The following is an 18,327-nucleotide window of genomic DNA, read 5'->3' as shown; positions in this document are numbered from 1 at the left end:
GGATTCTAGCGGACCCTGCGCGGGACCGCGCGCCCGTGGCCCGCCTCAGCGCAGGCGGTTCAGCTGGATGGCGTTGAGCCGGTCGGAGGCGGTCCGCGCGGCGTCGGTGCCCGGATAGCGCTCGGTCACCTCGGCCAGGGTGCGTTCGGCCGCCTCGAGCTGGTCGAGGCCATATTGCGACAAACCCACCTTCAGCAGCGCGCCGGGCGCCTTGTCGTGCGTGGGGTAGCGATCCAGGAGCGCCTGGAACTGGCCCATGGCCAATGGGTAGTTCTGGGTGACGTAGTAGCTCTCGCCGAGCCAGTAGAGGGCATTGGGCGCATACGCGCCGGCCGGGAAACGGGCGAGGAAATCCTGGAACAGGTTGGCGGACTGTGCGTACTCGCCGGCCTTGAGTGCGTCGAAGGCGAGGTCGTAGGCCTGGCGCTCGTCGGCGGTCTGGGCGATCCGGCCCGGGTCGCCGTATACCGAGGGCGGTGTCTCGGTGACGGCCGCCGTCGGCGACGGCGACCGCGTGCCGGGAGCGCTGGAAACGGGCTCGCCCGCGTCCACTGGCGGTGCCCCGCCCCCTTCCAGGCGATTGATCCGCCCGTCGAGGTCCAGGTACTGCGCCTTGCCGCTCTCCTGCTGCTGGTTGAGCTGGTGGTTCAACTCCTCGACCTGCGAGCGCAGGGCCTGGACCTCGGCCTTGAGCTGGCTGACCTGGTTGAGGAGGTCGACATTGGCCTGGTTGTCGGCGGCACGCTGCTCGAGCAGCGCGACGCGATCGGCCAGGCTCATGCGCTGCGCGTGCGCGGGTGCGGCGGCCACGAGGGCCGCCGCGAGTGCCGTGCATGCGAACAGATGACGCATCGACACGGCCCGCATCACTTCGCGGTGTACACGATCTCGACGCGACGGTTCTTCGCCCAGCAGTCTTCCGTCGAGTCGGTGCAGACCGGACGCTCTTCGCCGTAGCTGACGACGGTCGTCTGGCTGCCGGAACCGCCATTGGCCTGGATGGCCGAGGACACGGCGTTGCCGCGGCGCTCGCCGAGGCCGACGTTGTAGTCGCGGCTGCCGCGCTCGTCGGCGTTGCCTTCCAGGGTCATGCGCGAGGTCGGGCGGTCACGCAGGTACTTGGCGTGGCAGGCGACGATCGACTGGAACTCCGGACGCAGGCTGTCCTGGTCCAGGTCGAAGTAGACCACGCGCTGGCGCAGGCAGGCGTCGGTATCCAGGTCCTCGGGGGTGTAGGCGCCCGGGGTGCTCGGGGTCTGCGTGGTGGCCGGGGTGGTCGGCTCCTGCGCCGGCGGCTCTTCCTTGACCTTCTTGGAGCAGGCCACCGCCGCCGTGCAGAGGACGGCGGCGAGGACGGTCTTGCCAATGGTGGCCGGGGTGATGCTGTTCATGGTTGTTCCTCGTCGTTGCGTGGGACAGGTTGATCGCGATGGATACTGCGTAGTTGAACGGTTCTACTTCGTGTATTGGATCCGGCGGGTGGCGCGGCCGGGCGAACTCTTCCTTCTATTCATGCATCAGACCCCGTGCACGTCGGGTATAGCCGGCAGGCTTCAACGTTTGTCTCGGTAGGGTCCCCAGGCCGGCTCCCGCACGTCGCCGTCGGCGAGGACCAGGCGCTGGCGCACCCGGGCGTCGGCGGACACCGCGTACAAGACCCCCTTACGGCCTTCGCGCGCAGCATAAAGGATCATGCTGGCGTTGGGTGCAAAACTCGGCGATTCGTCCAGGGACCCGGGGGAGAGGGTCGTCCAGCGCGGCGAGCCCAGGCTGCTGTCGCTCAGGGCGATCCGGTAGGTGTTGCCGCTGCCCTGCGCGGTGACGAGCTTCTTGCCGTCGTAGGAGACGTCGGGGCTGGCGTTGTAGTTGCCCTGGAAGGTGACACGCGTCGCGCTGCCGCCGCTGGACGGGACCTGGTAGATCTGCGGACGGCCACCCCGGTCGGAGGTGAAGTAGATGCTGCGGCCATCGGCCGACCAGGTCGGCTCGGTGTCGATGCTGAAGTGGTTGGTCAGCTGGGTCAGGGCGCGGCTGCCCAGGTCCATGACGTAGATCTCCGGGTTGCCGGACTTGGACAGGGTCAGGGCCAGGCGGTTGCCGTCCGGGGAGAACGCCGGCGCGCCGTTGATGCCGCGGAACTTGGCGATCATCTCGCGGCTGCCGCTGCCGATGTTCTGGATGTAGATCGAGGAGTTGCCGCCCTCGAAGCTGACGTAGGCCAGGCGGTTGCCGTCCGGGCTCCAGGACAGCGACAACAGCGGCTCGGAGGAGCGCACCACGGTCTGCGGGTTGAAGCCGTCGGAGTCGGCGACCATCAGCGCGTACTGGGTGTCGCGACCGGTGCCGGTGGCGGTGACGTAGGCGATGCGGGTGAAGAAGGCCCCGCGCACGCCCAGCACCTTCTCGTAGATGGCGTCGGCGATCTGGTGGGCGACGTCGCGCATGGCGCCGGCGCGGGCGGTCAGGGCGAAACCGAGCAGGCGCTCCTGGGTGGCGACGTTGAACAGTTCGTACTCGACCCGGTAGCTGCCGCCCGCGGCGTCGACCACGCGACCGACGACCAGGTAGTCCTGGTTGAGGGCGCGCCAGGTCGGGTAGTTGACCTCGCTGCCGCGGCTGGGCCGCTCGACGATGTTGGCGTCGGGCAGGCTGCGGAACTGGCCCGAACGGTTGAGGTCGGCGGCGACCACCGAGGCGATGTCGGTTTCGGGCGCGGCGGCACTGCCCTGGTAGGGCATCGGCACGACCGCGATCGGGAGGGCCGCGGCATTGCCGCCCACGATGTCCAGCTCCAGGCTCTGCTGGGCGGACGCGGCGAGGGGCAGCAGCAACGTGAGCAACGCGGCGAACCAGCGCAGGGATCGTTTCATGGGCATTTCCAGTGTGGGCCTGTGAAGTGTTAACAGCTTCGGCGTTAAGGCGGTCTCAAAGATGAACAGGCGCAAAGCGGGCGTCAGTGGTCGCGCGCCTCGAAATTGAGGATGACCTCGCGCGCGAACACGGTCTCGAAGCCCGCGTAGGGCAGCGGCTGCGCCTTCAGGACGGCGGCCTCGATCGAGCGCCGGCCCTGCTCGTCGTAGGCGCAGGGCGAGCCCACCTCCGCGCTCATCACGTTGCCGCCCGGCAACTGGCGGATCACCAGGCGGCAGCGCGCGCCCAGGGGCACGGTTTCCGGGCGGGTCCACTTGGACAGGATCGCCTGGGTCAATGCCGCCTGGTACTGCGCGAGCAGGCCGGTGTCGGTACCGCCCTGCCCCGCCGGCGCGCTCGCCGCGCTGTTGGACGCGGTACGGGCCTGGGCGTCGGCAATCTGCTTGAGCTTCTCCTCGGCCAGCCGGGCCTCGCGCGCGGCGGCCTCGCGCTGGCGGCGGATCTCGGCCAGCTTGGCGTCACGGTCCTTCTGCGCCTGTTCCTCGGCCAGGCGACGGCGGCGCTCGGCTTCTTCCTGGCGCTTGCGCTCGGTCAGGTCGACCTGGTCCTGGCGGCGCTTGGCCTCCTGGATCTTCTCGTCCTCTTCCGCCGGCGTGGGCGTGGGCAGGTCGGTCACCGCGTCCTGGTTGGTGTCCTCCGGTTCGGGGATGAAGTCCTGCGCCGCCGGCTGCGGCGGGTTGGGCGCATCCTCGGGCACCGGCTCGGGCAGCGGCTGCGGCGGCGGCGCGGTCTCTTCCTCGGCCGGCTCGGCGACCGGCTCGGGCAGGGGCTCGACCGGGTCGGGCCGGTTGGCCAGCGTGCGCTGCATTTCCGAGGACAGTGCGGTCGCGTCGACCAGCTCGGCCGAGATCGGCGAGCCCATGGCCTGCACCTGCTGGTTGTCGCGGTGCCACCACAGGCCAGCGACCATCAACAGGAACAGCAGGGCATGCAGGCCGACCGCGAGGATCACGGCCAACGTGGTGTCGGCGCGATTCTCCCGCATCAGCGCTCGTCCCTCTGTGCGCTCATCAGGCCCACGCGCTCCACGCCGGCGTTCTGCAACTGGTTCATCGCGTCGTAGACGGTCTGGTAGCTCGCCGAACCGTCACCGGCGACGAAGACCGGCACGTCCGGGTTCTGCGCCACGATCGCGCTCATCTTCGCGACCAGTTCCTCGCGGGTGACCGCCTCGTTGCTGCCCGGTTCCAGCACCAGGAAATAGTGGCCGTCGCGATCGACGGTGACGACGATCGGGTCCTTCTTCTCCTGCATGGACTTGGCGTTGGACTTGGGCAGCTCGATGTCGACGCCCAGGTTCAGCAGCGGCGCGGTGACCATGAAGATGATCAGCAGCACCAGCATCACGTCGATGTAGGGCACGACGTTGATTTCGGCCTTGAGTTTGCGTTTGCGCTTGCGTCGCGCGGCGATGCCGGACATGGCATTCCTCTCGTGTTCGTGGGATCCAACGCCCGAAGGCAGGGGGCGGGGTCAGTCCTGGGACTGGCGCTCGAGGATCGAGGCGAACTCGTCGGCGAACGCATCGTAGCGGCCACCGATGCGCTCGACCTTGGTCGCGTAGCGGTTGTAGGCCCAGACCGCCGGGATCGCGGCGAACAGACCCATCGCGGTGGCGATCAGGGCCTCGGAGATGCCCGGCGCGACGGTGGCGATGGTCGCCTCCTTCATGTTGGCCAGGCCGTGGAACGAGATCATGATGCCCCAGACCGTGCCGAACAGGCCGATGTAGGGCGAGATCGAGCCGACGTTGGCGAGGAACTCCAGGTTCTGTTCCAGGCCGTCGAGCTCGCGCGAGGCGGCCACGCGCATGCCGCGCTGCGCGCCTTCGAGCTGAGTCTTGCTGTCGATGCCGCGGCGCTGGCGCTGGCGCCCGAACTCGCGGAAGCCGGCCTCGAAGATCGACTCCATGCCGCCGATCGCGCGGCTGCGCTCGGTGGCGCCGGCGTAGAGCTTGGTCAGCTCGGTCCCCGACCAGAAGCGCTCCTCGAACTGCTCGGCCTCGCGCTCGGCGCGGTCGAGCACGCGCTTCTTGCGGAAGATGATCACCCACGAAGCGATGGACGCGAACAGCAGGACCAGCATCACCGCCTGCACCGGCAGGCTGGCATGCAGGATCAGGTTGACCACGTTGAGGTCGCCGCCCGCCTCGGTCACGTTGGCGGCCTGGCTCAGGGCGCTCGTGGCCGCCTGCGCGGCCTCCTCGGGCAGCGGTTCCACGGCGGTGGCCAGCAGCGTGCTCGACAATGGGATCATGCGTGTGTTCTCCGTGCCCGGCAGGGCGTGTTTCGATGGCGGATCAGGGCGAAGGGGTTTCGAGTGACTTGAGCTGGTCGTACAGGGACGGCGGGATCGCGCGGGGCCGGAAACCGGCGGCATCGAGGGCCGCGATGCGCACCTGCGCCACCACCAGCACCTCGTCGCCGCGGCGCACCTCCTGTGCGAACACCATGCTGGCGCGCCGGACCTGCCGGAGCACCGCGGTCACCTCGAGCGCGTCGTCCAGTCGCGCCGGCTTGAGGTAGTCCACCACGACCCCGCGCACCGCGAACACAAGGTCCTCGCGGGTGCGCAAGGCATCCTGGCCATGGCCATGGCTGCGCATCCACTCGGTCCGGGCGCGTTCGAGGTACGCCACGTAGTTCGCGTGGTAGACCACGCCACCCGCGTCGGTATCTTCCCAGTAAATCCTGATCGGTAGGCTGAACATTGGTTTAAGAGCGTGAATGGGAGTGCGCCAGTGTGACCCAGGCCGGCCCCGGGCCCCGGAACTGCGGGCTCAGGGCACCGGCGGCCCGGCCTCGACGAACAGGTCGTCGTCGCGCCCGGTCGGCTTCAGGCCGACGTGGCGGTAGGCCTTGTGGGTCGCCATGCGGCCGCGGGCGGTGCGTACCAGGTAGCCCTGCTGGATCAGGTAGGGCTCGATGACGTCCTCGAGCGTGCCCCGCTCCTCGCTCAGCGCAGCGGCCAGCGACTCCACACCGACCGGGCCGCCATCGAAGTTCTCGATGATCGTCACCAGCAGGCGGCGGTCGAGCTCGTCGAAACCCTGGGGATCGACCTTCAGCATCGCCATCGCGGCGTCGGCCACCTCTCGGCTGATCGAGCCGTCGGCGCGCACCTGGGCGAAGTCGCGGACGCGCCGCAGCAGGCGGTTGGCGATGCGCGGGGTGCCGCGCGAGCGCCGCGCGATCTCCGCGGCGCCTTCGGCAACGCAGTCGATGCCGAGGATCTGCGCCGAGCGGCGCACGATCCGGGTCAGTTCCTCGGCGTTGTAGAACTCCAGGCGCTGGACGATACCGAATCGATCGCGCAGCGGCGCGGTCAGCAAGCCGGCCCGGGTCGTGGCGCCGATCAGGGTGAAGGGCGGCAGGTCGAGCTTGATCGAGCGCGCGGCCGGGCCCTCGCCGATCATGATGTCGATCTGGAAGTCCTCCATCGCCGGGTACAGCACTTCTTCCACCACGGGCGAGAGGCGGTGGATCTCGTCGACGAAGAGCACGTCGTGCGGCTGCAGGTTGGTCAACAGCGCGGCCAGGTCGCCGGCCTTCTCGATCACCGGGCCCGAGGTCACGCGCAGGTTGACGCCCAGCTCGTTGGCGATGACGTGGCTCAAGGTGGTCTTGCCCAGGCCGGGCGGCCCGAAGATCAGCACGTGGTCGAGGGCTTCGCCCCGGCCCTTCGCGGCTTCGATGTAGATGTTCATCTGCTCGCGGACGGGCTGCTGCCCCAGGTATTCGTCCAGTCGCTTGGGGCGGATCGACGCCTCCAGGGCGTCGTCCTCGCGCGTGGCGTCGGCGGCGATGATGCGGTCGTTCATGGGCCTGCGGTCGTGGGAGGGGGCGCGGCGGGCACGGGGCGCCGCCATCGCGCAATGCTCGCACATCGCGGCCGGTGGCGGGTCCTGCCCACGCCGGGCGCGGCGTGCGCGCCCCGCCCTGCCCTCAGATCTCGACCTGGGCGCCCAGCTCCACCAGGCGGTTGCCCGGGATGTGGAAGTAGCCGGTCGCCGGCGCGGCGTTGCGATGCATCAGCGCGAAGATCTTGTCGCGCCAGACCGGCATGCCGCGGTCGCGGGTGGCGACGATGGTCTCGCGGCTCGAGAAGTACGTCGTGTCCATCGGATCGAAGTACACCCCGCCTTCGTCGCACGAGCGCATCAGCGCCAGCGGTACGTCGGGGGTCTCCATGAAACCGAAACGGATCACCACGCGGTAGAAGTCGTCGCCGATGGCCTCGATCTTCAGGCGCTTGTGCGCGTAGGGCACCGTCAGCGTATCCACGGTGAGGAAGACATTGCGCTCGTGCAGGACCTTGTTGTGCTTGAGGTTGTGCAGCAGGGCATGCGGCACGACGCCCTTGTCGGCAGTCAGGAACACGGCGGTCCCCGGCACCCGCAACGGGGGGGCCAGCATCAGGCCGTTGAGGAAGGTGCCCAGTTGCAGGCCCTCCTTCTGGATCTCGTCGCGCAGCAACTGGCGCCCGCGGCGCCAGGTACGCAGAAGCGTGAACAGCAACAGGCCGACCACCACCGGGAACCAGCCGCCGTCGAGCACCTTGGCGCCGTTCGCGGTCAGGAAGGCCAGGTCGATGAAGAAGAACGGCACGCACAACGGCAGCACCCACAGCCGCCAGCGCGGCCACAGCGCGCGCGCCACGATCGCCAGCAGCAGCGTGTCGATCAACATCGTCGCCGACACCGAGATGCCGTAGGCGGTGGCCAGCGCGGTCGAGCTGCCGAAGCCCAGCACCAGGGCGATCACGATGGCCATCATCGTCCAGTTGATCGCCGGGATGTAGATCTGCCCGATCGTCTCCTTGGACGTGTGCTGGATCTTCATGCGCGGGATGTAGCCCAGCTGCATGGCCTGCCGCGCCACCGAGAAGCCGCCGGTGATGACCGCCTGCGAGGCGATCACCGTCGCCGCGGTGGCGAGCACGATCATCGGCACGCGGCCCCACTCGGGCACGCCCAGGTAGAACGGGTTGCGGATCGCGGCCGGGTCCTCGAGCACCAGCGCCCCCTGCCCCAGGTAGTTGATCATCAGCGCCGGCAGGACGAAGAAGTACCAGGCATAGCGGATCGGCTTGGCGCCGAAATGGCCCATGTCGGTGTAGATGGCCTCACCGCCGGTCACCGCCAGCACCACGGCGCCGAGGATGAAGATCCCGTGCCAGCCGTGATTGCCGAAGAAGCGCACCGCCCACAGCGGGTTGACCGCGTTGAGCACCTCCGGCTCGTGCAGGATGTTGACCACGCCCAGGACCGCCAGCGTCAGGAACCACAGGCCGGTGATCGGCCCGAACACCCGTCCCACCTTGGCGGTGCCGAATCGCTGGCTGGCGAACAGGCCCGCCAGCACGATGACCGCCAGTGGAACCACCCAGTGGTGCAGCTGCGGGGCCACGACCTCCAGGCCCTCGACCGCCGACAGCACCGAGATCGCCGGGGTGATGACGCCGTCGCCGAAGAACAGCGAGGCGCCGAAGATGCCCAGGATGCCGACCATGTAAGCCGACTTCGAGCCCTTGGGCAGGCTGCGCTGGGCCAGGGCCATCAGCGCCATGATGCCGCCCTCGCCATGGTTGTCGGCGCGCATGATGATGGTGACGTACTTGAGCGTGACCACCAGCATCAGCGACCAGAACACCAGCGACAGCACCCCGAGCACGGTGTCGTGGTTGGCGACCAGTCCGTAGTGCGGCGAGAAGGCTTCACGGATCGTATACAGCGGGCTCGTGCCGATGTCGCCGAAGACGACGCCGATCGCACCGACGACGAGCCCGAACAGTCCGATGTTGCCGTGTCCGTGCCCGCCATTCGCCGGGTCCTGGAGGGTCGCCTGCTGGGACGCCTCGGCGCTGGACGGATTGTGTACGTTGGCCATCTGGGATTTCCGGGGTTGCGACGCGCCGGCTCAGCGGAGCGCGGACTTTAACGCCTTGCGGATGATGGTGGCGGCATCGTCGCCCGCCTCGGTGGCCGCCTTGGCCATGCGCGCGGCCTCGGCCGGCTTGTAGCCCAGTTGCTGCAGGGCGATCACCGCTTCGCCCTGCGCGTCGGCCGGCAGCCCACCGGACAGGGAGGCACCCCCGCCGGCGAGGTCGGCCGCGCGATCGCGCAGCTCGACCACCATGCGCTCGGCGGTCTTCTTGCCGATGCCGGGGATGCGGGTCAGCGCGGTCACGTCGCTGGTCTGCACCAGCCGCGCGAACTCGTCGACGCTGACGCCCGACAGCACCGCCAGGGCGATCTTCGCGCCGATGCCCGACACCTTCTGCACGTCGCGGAACAGGCGGCGCTCGGACTCGCTCATGAAGCCGTAGAGCGAGACGCTGTCTTCCTTCTGCGCGTAGTGCGTGAACAAGGCGACCTCGCGGCCGACCTCGGGCAGGTCGTAGAAGGTGCTCATCGGCGCCTCGAGCTCGTACCCCACGCCATGGACGTCGATGACCAGCCACGGCGGTTGCTTGTGGACCAGCAGGCCCTTCAGTCGTCCGATCATGCACGTACCTCGGTTCGCGGCCCGCCGTGGGGGCCCTCGTGGCGCGGCCGCGGGCTCACCCGCGCCTCCGCAGCTGGGCGACCGCGATGCCGGTGCGCCCGGCCGTCGCGCTCATGTGGGCGTGGGTCAGGGCGATCGCGAGCGCATCGCCGGCATCGGCCTGCAGCTTCATCTCGCCCAGGTTGAGCAGCAGGCGCACCATGTGCTGGACCTGCTGCTTGTCGGCCGCGCCGCGACCGACGAGGGACTGCTTGATCACGCGCGGCGCGTACTCGCTCACCGGCAGCTTCCGCCGCACCACGCTGGCCAGGGCGGCGCCACGCGCATGCCCGAGCTTGAGCGCGGAGGTCGCGGACTTGTCCATGAAGACGGTCTCGATGGCCACCTGTTGCGGCTGCCACTCGTCGAGCGCGGCCTCGAGCCCGTCGCACAACAGGCCCAGGCGCGACGGGAAGTCCTCCGCGTCGAGCAGCTTCAGCACGCCGGCATGGACGAAGCGGCAGCGGCCATCGCTGCCGACGTCGATCACGCCCAGGCCGGTGCGCTGCGAGCCCGGGTCGATGCCGAGGACGCGGATCATCGCGCCGGTCCCGGGATGGCGCGATGGCGCCGCATACGCGTCCCCGCGCCTGCATGGCAGGCCCGGAGCGAATCTGGGAAGGAGGCGTGGGTCACAACGTCAGCTTACGCGCTCAGGCGTAGGCGTCCTCGCCGAGCTCGGCGTTGGAGTAGACGTTCTGCACGTCGTCCAGGTCTTCCAGCCAGTCCAGCAGCTTGGCCACCTGCTGCGCGGTCTCGCCCTCGACGGCGACGTCGTTGTCGGCGCGGTAGGTCACCTCGGCCTGGGCGGCGGCATGTCCGGCCGCGTCCATGGCCGCCTTGACCGCCTCGAACGCGTCCGGCGGGGTCAGTACGTCGATCGAGCCGTCCTCGGGGTAGACCACGATGTCCTCGGCACCGGCTTCGATCGCCGCCTCGGTGATCGCGTCCTCTTCGGCGCCCGGGGCATAGCTCAGCACGCCCAGCTTGCGGAACATGAAGGCCACCGAGCCGTCGGTGCCGAGGTTGCCGCCGAACTTGCCGAAGGCATGGCGCACGTCGGCCACGGTGCGCACCTTGTTGTCGGTCAGGCAGTCGACGATCACGGCCACGCCGCCGGGGGCGTAGCCCTCGTAGCGGATCTCCTCGTAGCTGATGCCCTCCAGCTCGCCGGTCGCCTTCTTGATGGCGCGCTCGACGACGTCCTTGGTCATGTTGGCGCCCAGCGCCTTGTCGATCGCGCTGCGCAGGCGCGGGTTGTTGGTCGGGTCACCGCCGCCGGCACGCGCGGCGACGGAGATCTCGCGGATGATCTTGGTGAACATCTTGCCGCGCTTGGCGTCCTGCGCGCCCTTGCGGTGCTGGATGTTGGCCCATTTTGAGTGACCGGCCATGGGATTCCTGGAGTCGAGCCTGTGGCATTGGGGTGCAGCCGGGTTTGCTGCGGTGCGCAATTATAGGCAAGGCTCAGGCTGCGTGCAGGAACCGGCCGGTCTGGAGGAAACTCAGCACCTGGCGGGCCGCGGGAACCGAGAACAGCAGGCCGCTGTGGCTGGCAGGCACCACGACGTGGTCGCGCAGGCCGGGCGGCCGGGTTTCGGCCAGCGCCACGGTGCCGTCGTGCGGGCCTTCCACCCGGCCGAACAGCTGGCCCAGGCCCAGGGGCCGGTCCCCGGCGACCATGCCCACCTCGATCCCGTCGGGCATCTCCGGGCAGCCGCGCTGCAGCACCGGGGCGCTGCGACCGACGGTCATCCGTCGCCACGGCCCGCCGCCGGCGTCGCGCGCGACCGCGCTGCCGCACAGCGGCGAACCCAGGCAGACCACGCGCGACACCGGCAGCCCGGCGTGGCGACGCAAGGTGGACAGGGCCAGCACTCCGCCCAGGCTGTGGCCGACGACGTGGCAGGACGCACGGGACAGGACATCGACCAGGCGCGGGATGGCGCGCTCGGGGTCGACCGTCACGCTGGCGTAATCGAACAGTTCGGGCCTGAACCCGGCGGCCGCCAGGCGGCCCGCGTGCCAGCGCATCGAAAGACCGCGCATCCACAGGCCATGCAACAGCACGACCCGCCGCACCGCAGCCGTCACTTCAGCTGCCAGAGCCGGATGCCATGCCTTCGACCCAGCGATCGATCAGGCGCTTCTCGTAGGCCAGGTCGTCGTTCTGGTAGCGCAGGGTCGATTGCGAGAGATAGGCCATGTCGCGGAGCTTCGCATGGCCCTGGTCGAGCACCTGTCCGTCGGCGCCGGTCCGGATGTAGTCGAACTCCATGCGCGGCGGATAGATGTCGCGCACGACGCGGATCTGGTCGCTGCGGAAGCCGCGTCCGGGCTCGTAGTCGCCGGCGCGGTCGATGTCGGTGATGTTGATCGCCATCGACTGCCCCGGCGGAAGCACGCGGGCGATGCGGTCGCGCATGTGGCGCGCGAGCGCGTCGACCCAGTCGCCACGCTCGGCCTCCCAGCGGTTGCCGCTGTAGCGGATCTCGGTGAAGGTCGCCGGGTCGTTCCAGCTGACGCTGACGGGGCCGTCGCCCTGCAATTGCCGCGGGGCGTCGGGATCGGTGACGTTGCGTGCGGTCGCCAGGCCCGCGCTGCCAAGCAGGAGCACGGTGCAGGCGACTCGGACCAGCTGCGGGATGGACATGGCAGGCTCCTCGGGTTCGATGCGATGGCCCGGGTGGGCGAGCGCCGCCCGCCGTCCCCAAGCATCCGATTGCATCCAATACTACGCGCGGGGATGGAGCACCGTCGCAACGAAGCCGGACGGATCGTGAACCAGGCAGGGGCGTGGGCCCTGCAGGCCCGCGTCCCGCCCCCGCCATGCCCGGAGGGCCGCTCTCAGTCGTTGCGGACGCGCGGCCTGACCGCGACATGGACCTCGGCGAGCTGCGCGTCCGGGATCGGCGACGGCGCGCCGGTCATCAGGCATTGCGCGCTGGTGGTCTTGGGGAAGGCGATCACGTCGCGGATGGACTCGGTGCCGGCCATCAGCGCGGCGATGCGGTCGACGCCGAAGGCGATGCCGCCATGCGGCGGCGCGCCGTAGCGCAGGGCGTCGAGCAGGAAGCCGAACTTGGCTTCGGCCTCCTCCGCGCCGATGCCCAGCAGCTCGAATACCGCCGACTGCATCGCCGGCCGATGGATGCGGATCGAGCCACCACCGATCTCGTTGCCATTGAGCACCATGTCGTAGCCGCGCGAGACCGCCGTGCGCGCATTCGCGCGCAGGTCGTCGATGTCGTCCACCGCCGGCGCGGTGAAGGGATGGTGCAGCGCGACGTGGCGCTGCGCCTCCTCGTCCCACTCGAACATCGGGAAGTCGGTGACCCACAGCGGCTTCCAGCCGGCTTCGACGAGGCCGAAGTCCTTGCCGGCCTTCAGGCGCAGCGCGCCCATGAAGTCGCTCACCGTGGCATGCGGGCCGGCACCGAAGAACACGATGTCGCCGTTGCCGGCGCCGACGTGGGAGACCAGGCCGGCGAAGGCCTCGTCGGCGAAGAACTTCGCGATCGGCGAAGACACCTCGCCGCTCCCGGACAACTTGATGTAGGCCAGCCCCTTTGCGCCGTACTTGGCCGCGTGCGCGGCATATTCGTCGATCTGCTTGCGGCTGAGCGAGGCGCCGCCCGGGATGCGCAGCGCGCACACGCGGCCGCCGTCCACGCCGGCCCAGTCGGTGAACACCTTGAACCCCGAGCCCTTCACCTGTTCGTCGACGTCCACCAGTTCGAGCGCGATGCGCAGGTCCGGCTTGTCCGACCCGAACCGGCGCATGGCCTCGGCCCAGCTCATGCGCGGGAACTCGCCCAGTTCGACCTCCATCACCTCGCGGAACACGTCGCGCACCAGCGACTCGCTGGTGTCCTGGACGTCGCGCTCGGTCACCCAGGCGAACTCCATGTCGAGCTGGGTGAACTCGAGCTGCCGATCGGCGCGCAGCGCCTCGTCGCGGAAGCAGCGCGCGATCTGGTAGTAGCGGTCGAAGCCGGCGACCATGAGGATCTGCTTGAACAGCTGCGGCGACTGCGGCAGGGCGTAGAACTCGCCTTCGTGCATGCGCGCCGGCACCAGGAAGTCGCGCGCGCCCTCGGGCGTGGCCTTGGTCAGGATCGGGGTCTCGATGTCCTGGAAGCCACGCGCGTCCAGCCAGCGGCGCAGCGCCTGCACCAGCTTCGTGCGGGTGCGCATCTTGCGCTGCATGTCGGGGGTGCGCAGGTCCAGGTAGCGATACTTCAGGCGGACATCCTCGCCCGGGTTCTCGTGCGCGTGGAACGGTAGCGGTTCGGCCTTGTTGAGGCGCTCGACCTTGTGCGCGACCACTTCGACCTGGCCGGTGGGGATCCGCGCGTTGACCGACTCGCGACGGCGCACCACGCCGGTGACGCGCAGGCAGTCCTCGTAGCCCACCGCGGCCGCGGCCGCGATCACCTCGGCATTGCCCTCAACGCCGGGCGCGGGTTCGGCGACGATCTGGACGATCCCTTCATGGTCGCGCAGGTCGATGAAGCACAGGCCGCCGAGGTCGCGGGCGACGTCGGCCCAACCGCACAGGGTGACGGTCTGGCCGATCAGGGCCTCGTTGACAAGGCCGCAGAAGTGGGTACGCATGGAGGCTCCAGGAAACAGGCACGCCCGGCGTGCGCCGGGGAAACGGACATTTTAGCGGCTCGGCGGGGTGGCGGCTCGCCCGCGGCGCGGGTGTCGGCTCAGCCGGCGTCCGGCGACGGCTTGGGGGCCGGCGTCGCGGCGGGCTTGGCCTCGGCCTTGCCGCCGCCCTCCGCGCCGGTCTTGGCCGGCGCCCCGTCCCCGGCGAGGTTGCGCTTCTTGTCGCCGTCCTTCTTGAAGTCGGTCTCGTACCAGCCGCCGCCGGCAAGGCGGAACTGCGGCGCGGTCAACTGCCGGCGCACCTGCGCCTCGCCACAGGCGGGGCACTGGGTGGGGTCGGCGTCGGACAGCTTCTGGAGGCGGTCGAAATGGTGGCCGCAGGCGGCGCACTCGAAGGCATAGATCGGCATGGCGGGGGTTCGACAGGTGCAATCGGGACGGGCCCGGGAGGCGTCCAGTCTGGGGCCTGCGGGGCGGTAATCAAGCGCGGGACATCCCGACGCGCTAGGGTGGGACCTCGTGCTGCAACGCAGCAAGCACGCGACCATCACGGCCCGACCTGCAATATGTCCTGATATTTCAACGTGTTAGCCTGAAGGAAACCCGCGAACTCCTCCATGATCTCCACCGTCCGCCCCTTGGCCGCGCTGCTCGCCGGCGTGGCTTTCCTGCTGATGGGCAGCGGCCTGCTGGGCACGCTGCTGGCGCTGCGCGGACGCCTGGAGGGGTTCGACGACCAGACGCTGGGCCTGGTCATGTCGGGCTACTTCGTCGGCTTTTTCCTGGGCACCTACGCAGCCCCCGGCCTGATCCAGCGGATCGGGCACATCCGCGCGTTCGCGTTCTACGCCGCGCTGTGCGCGGCCACCGTCCTGCTGCACGCGGTCTTCGTCGCGCCCTGGGCCTGGGGCCTGCTGCGACTGCTGACCGGCATCGCCCTGGTCGGCCTCTACACGGTGATCGAGAGCTGGTTGAACGTACAGGCGCCGCCCCAGCAGCGCAGCCAGGTGTTCGCGGTCTACATGGCCGTCAACCTGATGGCGCTGGCGGCGGGCCAATGGCTGGTCCGCCTGGCGCCGGCGGCGGGCTTCGAACTCTTCAGCCTGGTCGCCGTCCTGGTCTGCCTGGCGGCATTGCCGGTGACCGCGAGCCGGATGATCCAACCCGAACTGCCGCCGATGCCGCGGCTGGCGCTCAAGGCCCTCTACCGCGCCGCGCCCGCCTCGGCGATGGGCGCGCTGCTCGCGGGCCTGGCGATGGGTGGCTTCTGGGGCCTGGGCGCCGTGTTCGCCACCCGCATCGGCCTGGACGTGTCCGGGATCGCGCTGCTGATGAGCGCGACCATCGTTGGCGGCGCGGCCCTGCAATGGCCGATCGGCCGCCTGTCGGACGGCGGCGACCGTCGCACCACGCTGGCGCTGGTCTGCCTGTTGGCCACCGGCGTGTCGCTCGCGATGATACTGCCGGTCGGGCAGTCGGGGCCGCCGCTGTACCTGCTGTTCTTCGCCTTCGGCGGGCTGGCGTTCGCCATCTACCCCATCTGCGTGGCCCACCTGCTCGACCACCTGCCCCCCGAGGACACGCTCTCGGCCGGCAGCAGCCTGCTGCTCCTGAATGGCGTCGGCTCGGCCATCGGCCCTGCGGCTGCCGGCGTGGCGATGACCCGCTTCGGTCCGGAGGCCTTGCCTGCGTTCTTCGCCGGTTCGCTGGGACTGCTGGCCCTGATCGCCGGGGGCCGGCGCCTGTTGCGCCGCCGCAGCCTGGCGCACGCCACCACCTTCCACGCGATGCTGCGCACCACGCCCACCGCGCTGGAACTGCTGCCCGAGACCGAGGCGCCCGAGCGCCCCGACCGTCCCTACCCCCATGCCCTCCCGCCACAGGAAGACCCTTGACCGACCCGACCGACACACGCGCGACACCTTCCGCCCCGGCCGCCTCCGCCACACCCCGGATGCTGCTGGCCACCGACCTCGACGGCACCTTCCTCGCCGGATCGGCCGAGGACCGCCAACACCTGTACCGGCTGGTCGACCGCCATCCGGAGATCCAACTGGTGTTCGTGACCGGGCGTGGCCTGGAAGCGGTCATGCCGCTGTTGTCGGATCCCACCCTGCCCCGGCCCGACCATGTCATCTGCGATGTCGGCGCCACCGTGGTCGACGGCCGCACGCTGCAGCCGGTGCACCCGCTGCAGGGCGACATCGACGCCCGCTGGCCGGGCGAGCATGCGGTCGCCGACGTCATCGGCCGCTTCGACGGCCTCGTCCGCCAGGACGTGCCGCAGGAGCGCCGCTGCTCGTACTTCTGCGACCCCGCCACCCTGGCCGGCATCCGCGAGGACATCGAGGAGGCGGCCGGAACCCTGGGCTGCTCGGTCCTGTATTCGGCCGACCGCTACCTCGACATCCTCCCGCCGGACACCGACAAGGGACGCACGCTGGTCGCGCTGGCCGACCACCTGGGCGTGCCGCACGCGAAGGTGCTGGTCGCCGGCGACACGCTCAACGACTTGTCGATGTTCACCGCCGGCTTCCAGGGCGTCGCCGTCGGCGAGTCGGAAAAGGCCCTGACCCGCGCGACTCGCCACCTTGCCAACGTCCTGCACGCGAAGGCGCCCGGCTGCGGCGGCATCCTGCAGGCGATCCGCCATTTCAGGCTGCTGCCGGAGGACGAGCTCAAGCTGAGCACCCCGGCCTCGCGCAACTTCGGCGACTCCGACCTGGTCATGGTCTACCACCGCCTGCCCTACGAGGAATACGTCGAGGACGGCAAGCTCAAGCGCCGGCAGCCGCGCTCGCCCAACGGGATCATCCCCAGCCTGCTGGGCTTCTTCGCCGGTGGCCGCAAGGGCTCGTGGGTGGCGTGGAGCATCGACGACGGCAAGCATGGCACGTTCGAGACCCACACCAGCGTCGACCGCGACCGCTACCCCAACCTCACCGCCGCGCGCGTGGCGCTGAGCAAGTCCGAGGTGGACGCGTTCTACAAACGCTTCTCGAAGGAAGCCTTCTGGCCGATGCTGCACACCTTCTGGGAGCGCGCCCGCTTCCGCGAGAGCGACTGGCGCATCTTCCTGAAGGTCAACCGCAAGTTCGCCGAGGCCGCCGCCGCGGAATCGGCGCACGGAGCGACCGTCTGGCTGCACGACTACAACCTGTGGATGGTGCCGGCCTACCTGCGCGAGATGCGCCCGGACCTGAAGATCGCCTTCTTCCACCACACCTACTTCCCGTCCGCGGACGTGTTCAACGTGGTGCCCTGGCGGCGCGAGATCCTCGGCAGCCTGCTGCAGTGCGACTACATCGGCTTCCACATCCCCCGCCAGGTCGAGAATTTCGTCGACGTGGTGCGCGGCGCGATGCCGTTCGAGACGGTCTCGCGCGAGGGCTGCGCCCCGCGCTTCCTCACCTACGGCTGCGCGGTGGGCCTGGACCGCATGACCACCGCGATCCGGGTCGGCGACCGGCTGGTGTCGCTGGGCGCGCATCCGGTGGGCACCGACATGGGCCGCATCCGCGGGATGCTGTCGAAGGGCGAAGTCCGCGACCGCATCGAGCACATACGGATGGAGTTCCACGGACGCAAGCTCGTGCTTTCGATCGAACGGCTGGACTACACCAAGGGCTCGCTGGAAAAGCTCCTCGCCTTCGAGCGCCTGCTGGAGGAGCGACCGGAGCTGCGCGGTACCATGACGCTGTTGATGGTCTGCGTGCCGGCCGCCCAGGAGATGACGGTCTACCGGCAGCTGCAGACCCAGATCGAACAGGCGGTGGGCCGGATCAATGGCCGCCACTCGCGCCTGGACTGGACGCCGGTGCGTTTCTTCGCCCGGGGCCTGCCCTTCGACCAGGTCGTCGCGCACTACGCCGCCGCCGACGTCATGTGGATCACCCCGCTGCGCGATGGCCTCAACCTGGTGTCGAAGGAGTTCATCGCCGCCCACGGCATCGAGGGCAGCGCCGGCGTGCTGGTGCTGTCGGAGTTCGCCGGCGCCGCCGCCGAGCTCAAGGGCGCGGTGCTGACCAACCCGCACGACACCGCCGACCTGATGCTGGGCCTGGAGCAGGCGCTGGCGATGCCGGCCGACGAGGCCGAGGCCCGCCAGCGCCAGCTGTTCGACATCGTCGAGCGCTACGACGTCGAGCGCTGGGGCCACGATTTCCTGGAAGCGGTGGAGGCCGCCGGCAGCGGCATGCGCCGCCACGTGTACGAGCTCGACCGCGACTGAGGCGGC

Annotated in this window: 18 protein-coding genes; 2 read left to right on the top strand and 16 right to left on the bottom strand. The window is 69.7% G+C overall.

All coding sequences use genetic code 11. The features are described from left to right. Positions 1–45: 45 nt before the first annotated feature. The 16 genes from ybgF to H4F98_RS01110 all read right to left on the bottom strand — a co-directional run bounded on the left by ybgF (position 46) and on the right by H4F98_RS01110 (position 14,500). Positions 46–852: a tol-pal system protein YbgF gene (gene ybgF, locus H4F98_RS01185; protein WP_182684902.1), complete on the bottom strand. Its 807-nt coding sequence runs from the start codon at positions 850–852 to the stop codon at positions 46–48. 14 nt (positions 853–866) lie between these two features. Next, a complete protein-coding gene (gene pal, locus H4F98_RS01180) occupies positions 867–1,391 on the bottom strand; it encodes a peptidoglycan-associated lipoprotein Pal (RefSeq protein ID WP_182684828.1) in 525 nt (174 codons plus the stop codon). Positions 1,392–1,553: 162 nt separating this feature from the next. After that, positions 1,554–2,870 carry a Tol-Pal system beta propeller repeat protein TolB gene (gene tolB / locus H4F98_RS01175; RefSeq protein WP_182684827.1) on the bottom strand — a complete coding sequence of 439 codons (1,317 nt, stop codon included), beginning with the start codon at positions 2,868–2,870 and terminating at the stop codon, positions 1,554–1,556. A gap of 83 nt (positions 2,871–2,953) precedes the next feature. Beyond that, positions 2,954–3,916: a cell envelope integrity protein TolA gene (tolA, locus tag H4F98_RS01170; protein WP_182684826.1), complete on the bottom strand. Its 963-nt coding sequence runs from the start codon at positions 3,914–3,916 to the stop codon at positions 2,954–2,956. Further along, positions 3,916–4,353, bottom strand: a complete 438-nt coding sequence (tolR, locus tag H4F98_RS01165; RefSeq protein WP_182684825.1) for a protein TolR — start codon at positions 4,351–4,353, stop codon at positions 3,916–3,918. Before tolR ends, tolA begins: the two co-directional genes overlap by 1 nt. A gap of 51 nt (positions 4,354–4,404) precedes the next feature. Then, positions 4,405–5,187 carry a protein TolQ gene (gene tolQ, locus H4F98_RS01160; protein WP_141517084.1) on the bottom strand — a complete coding sequence of 261 codons (783 nt, stop codon included), beginning with the start codon at positions 5,185–5,187 and terminating at the stop codon, positions 4,405–4,407. A 43-nt stretch (positions 5,188–5,230) separates the two neighbouring features. Beyond that, on the bottom strand, positions 5,231–5,641 hold the full coding sequence (gene ybgC, locus H4F98_RS01155; RefSeq protein WP_182684824.1) for a tol-pal system-associated acyl-CoA thioesterase: 411 nt from the start codon (positions 5,639–5,641) through the stop codon (positions 5,231–5,233). Positions 5,642–5,710: 69 nt separating this feature from the next. Next, complete coding sequence (ruvB, locus tag H4F98_RS01150) at positions 5,711–6,751, bottom strand: Holliday junction branch migration DNA helicase RuvB (protein ID WP_182684823.1); 1,041 nt, start codon at positions 6,749–6,751, stop codon at positions 5,711–5,713. A gap of 124 nt (positions 6,752–6,875) precedes the next feature. Further along, the gene (locus H4F98_RS01145) at positions 6,876–8,819 is read right to left on the bottom strand and encodes a potassium transporter Kup (RefSeq protein ID WP_182684822.1); all 1,944 of its coding nucleotides are present in this window, start codon (positions 8,817–8,819) and stop codon (positions 6,876–6,878) included. Positions 8,820–8,849: 30 nt separating this feature from the next. Continuing rightward, positions 8,850–9,437: a Holliday junction branch migration protein RuvA gene (gene ruvA, locus H4F98_RS01140; RefSeq protein WP_182684821.1), complete on the bottom strand. Its 588-nt coding sequence runs from the start codon at positions 9,435–9,437 to the stop codon at positions 8,850–8,852. Between the two features lie 55 nt (positions 9,438–9,492). Further along, positions 9,493–10,017: a crossover junction endodeoxyribonuclease RuvC gene (ruvC, locus tag H4F98_RS01135; RefSeq protein WP_141517078.1), complete on the bottom strand. Its 525-nt coding sequence runs from the start codon at positions 10,015–10,017 to the stop codon at positions 9,493–9,495. Positions 10,018–10,129: 112 nt separating this feature from the next. Continuing rightward, positions 10,130–10,870: a YebC/PmpR family DNA-binding transcriptional regulator gene (locus H4F98_RS01130; protein WP_182684820.1), complete on the bottom strand. Its 741-nt coding sequence runs from the start codon at positions 10,868–10,870 to the stop codon at positions 10,130–10,132. Between the two features lie 73 nt (positions 10,871–10,943). Beyond that, a complete protein-coding gene (locus H4F98_RS01125) occupies positions 10,944–11,525 on the bottom strand; it encodes an esterase/lipase family protein (protein ID WP_220479040.1) in 582 nt (193 codons plus the stop codon). A 46-nt stretch (positions 11,526–11,571) separates the two neighbouring features. Next, positions 11,572–12,129 (bottom strand): DUF3016 domain-containing protein, encoded by a 558-nt coding sequence (locus H4F98_RS01120; protein WP_182684819.1) that lies wholly within the window; start codon positions 12,127–12,129, stop codon positions 11,572–11,574. A 194-nt stretch (positions 12,130–12,323) separates the two neighbouring features. Beyond that, complete coding sequence (aspS, locus tag H4F98_RS01115) at positions 12,324–14,093, bottom strand: aspartate--tRNA ligase (RefSeq protein WP_182684818.1); 1,770 nt, start codon at positions 14,091–14,093, stop codon at positions 12,324–12,326. 98 nt (positions 14,094–14,191) lie between these two features. Next, on the bottom strand, positions 14,192–14,500 hold the full coding sequence (locus H4F98_RS01110) for an FmdB family zinc ribbon protein (RefSeq protein ID WP_182684817.1): 309 nt from the start codon (positions 14,498–14,500) through the stop codon (positions 14,192–14,194). Between the two features lie 207 nt (positions 14,501–14,707). Here H4F98_RS01110 and H4F98_RS01105 point away from each other — a divergent pair, with 207 nt between their 5' ends. Together H4F98_RS01105 and ggpS are read left to right on the top strand one after the other, a co-directional pair. Further along, entirely contained in the window at positions 14,708–15,985 is a 1,278-nt protein-coding gene (locus H4F98_RS01105) for an MFS transporter (RefSeq protein ID WP_182684816.1), read from the top strand. After that, entirely contained in the window at positions 15,982–18,321 is a 2,340-nt protein-coding gene (gene ggpS, locus H4F98_RS01100) for a glucosylglycerol-phosphate synthase (RefSeq protein WP_246372724.1), read from the top strand. Before H4F98_RS01105 ends, ggpS begins: the two co-directional genes overlap by 4 nt. The last annotated feature ends 6 nt before the right edge of the window (positions 18,322–18,327 follow it).

Origin of the sequence: Marilutibacter spongiae (genome assembly GCF_014145325.1) — a bacterium.
In the GTDB taxonomy this organism is placed as follows: Bacteria; Pseudomonadota; Gammaproteobacteria; order Xanthomonadales; family Xanthomonadaceae; genus Marilutibacter; species Marilutibacter spongiae.
The sequence above is the reverse complement of the archived record's forward strand: the minus strand, read 5'-3'. Positions and strand labels throughout refer to the sequence as shown.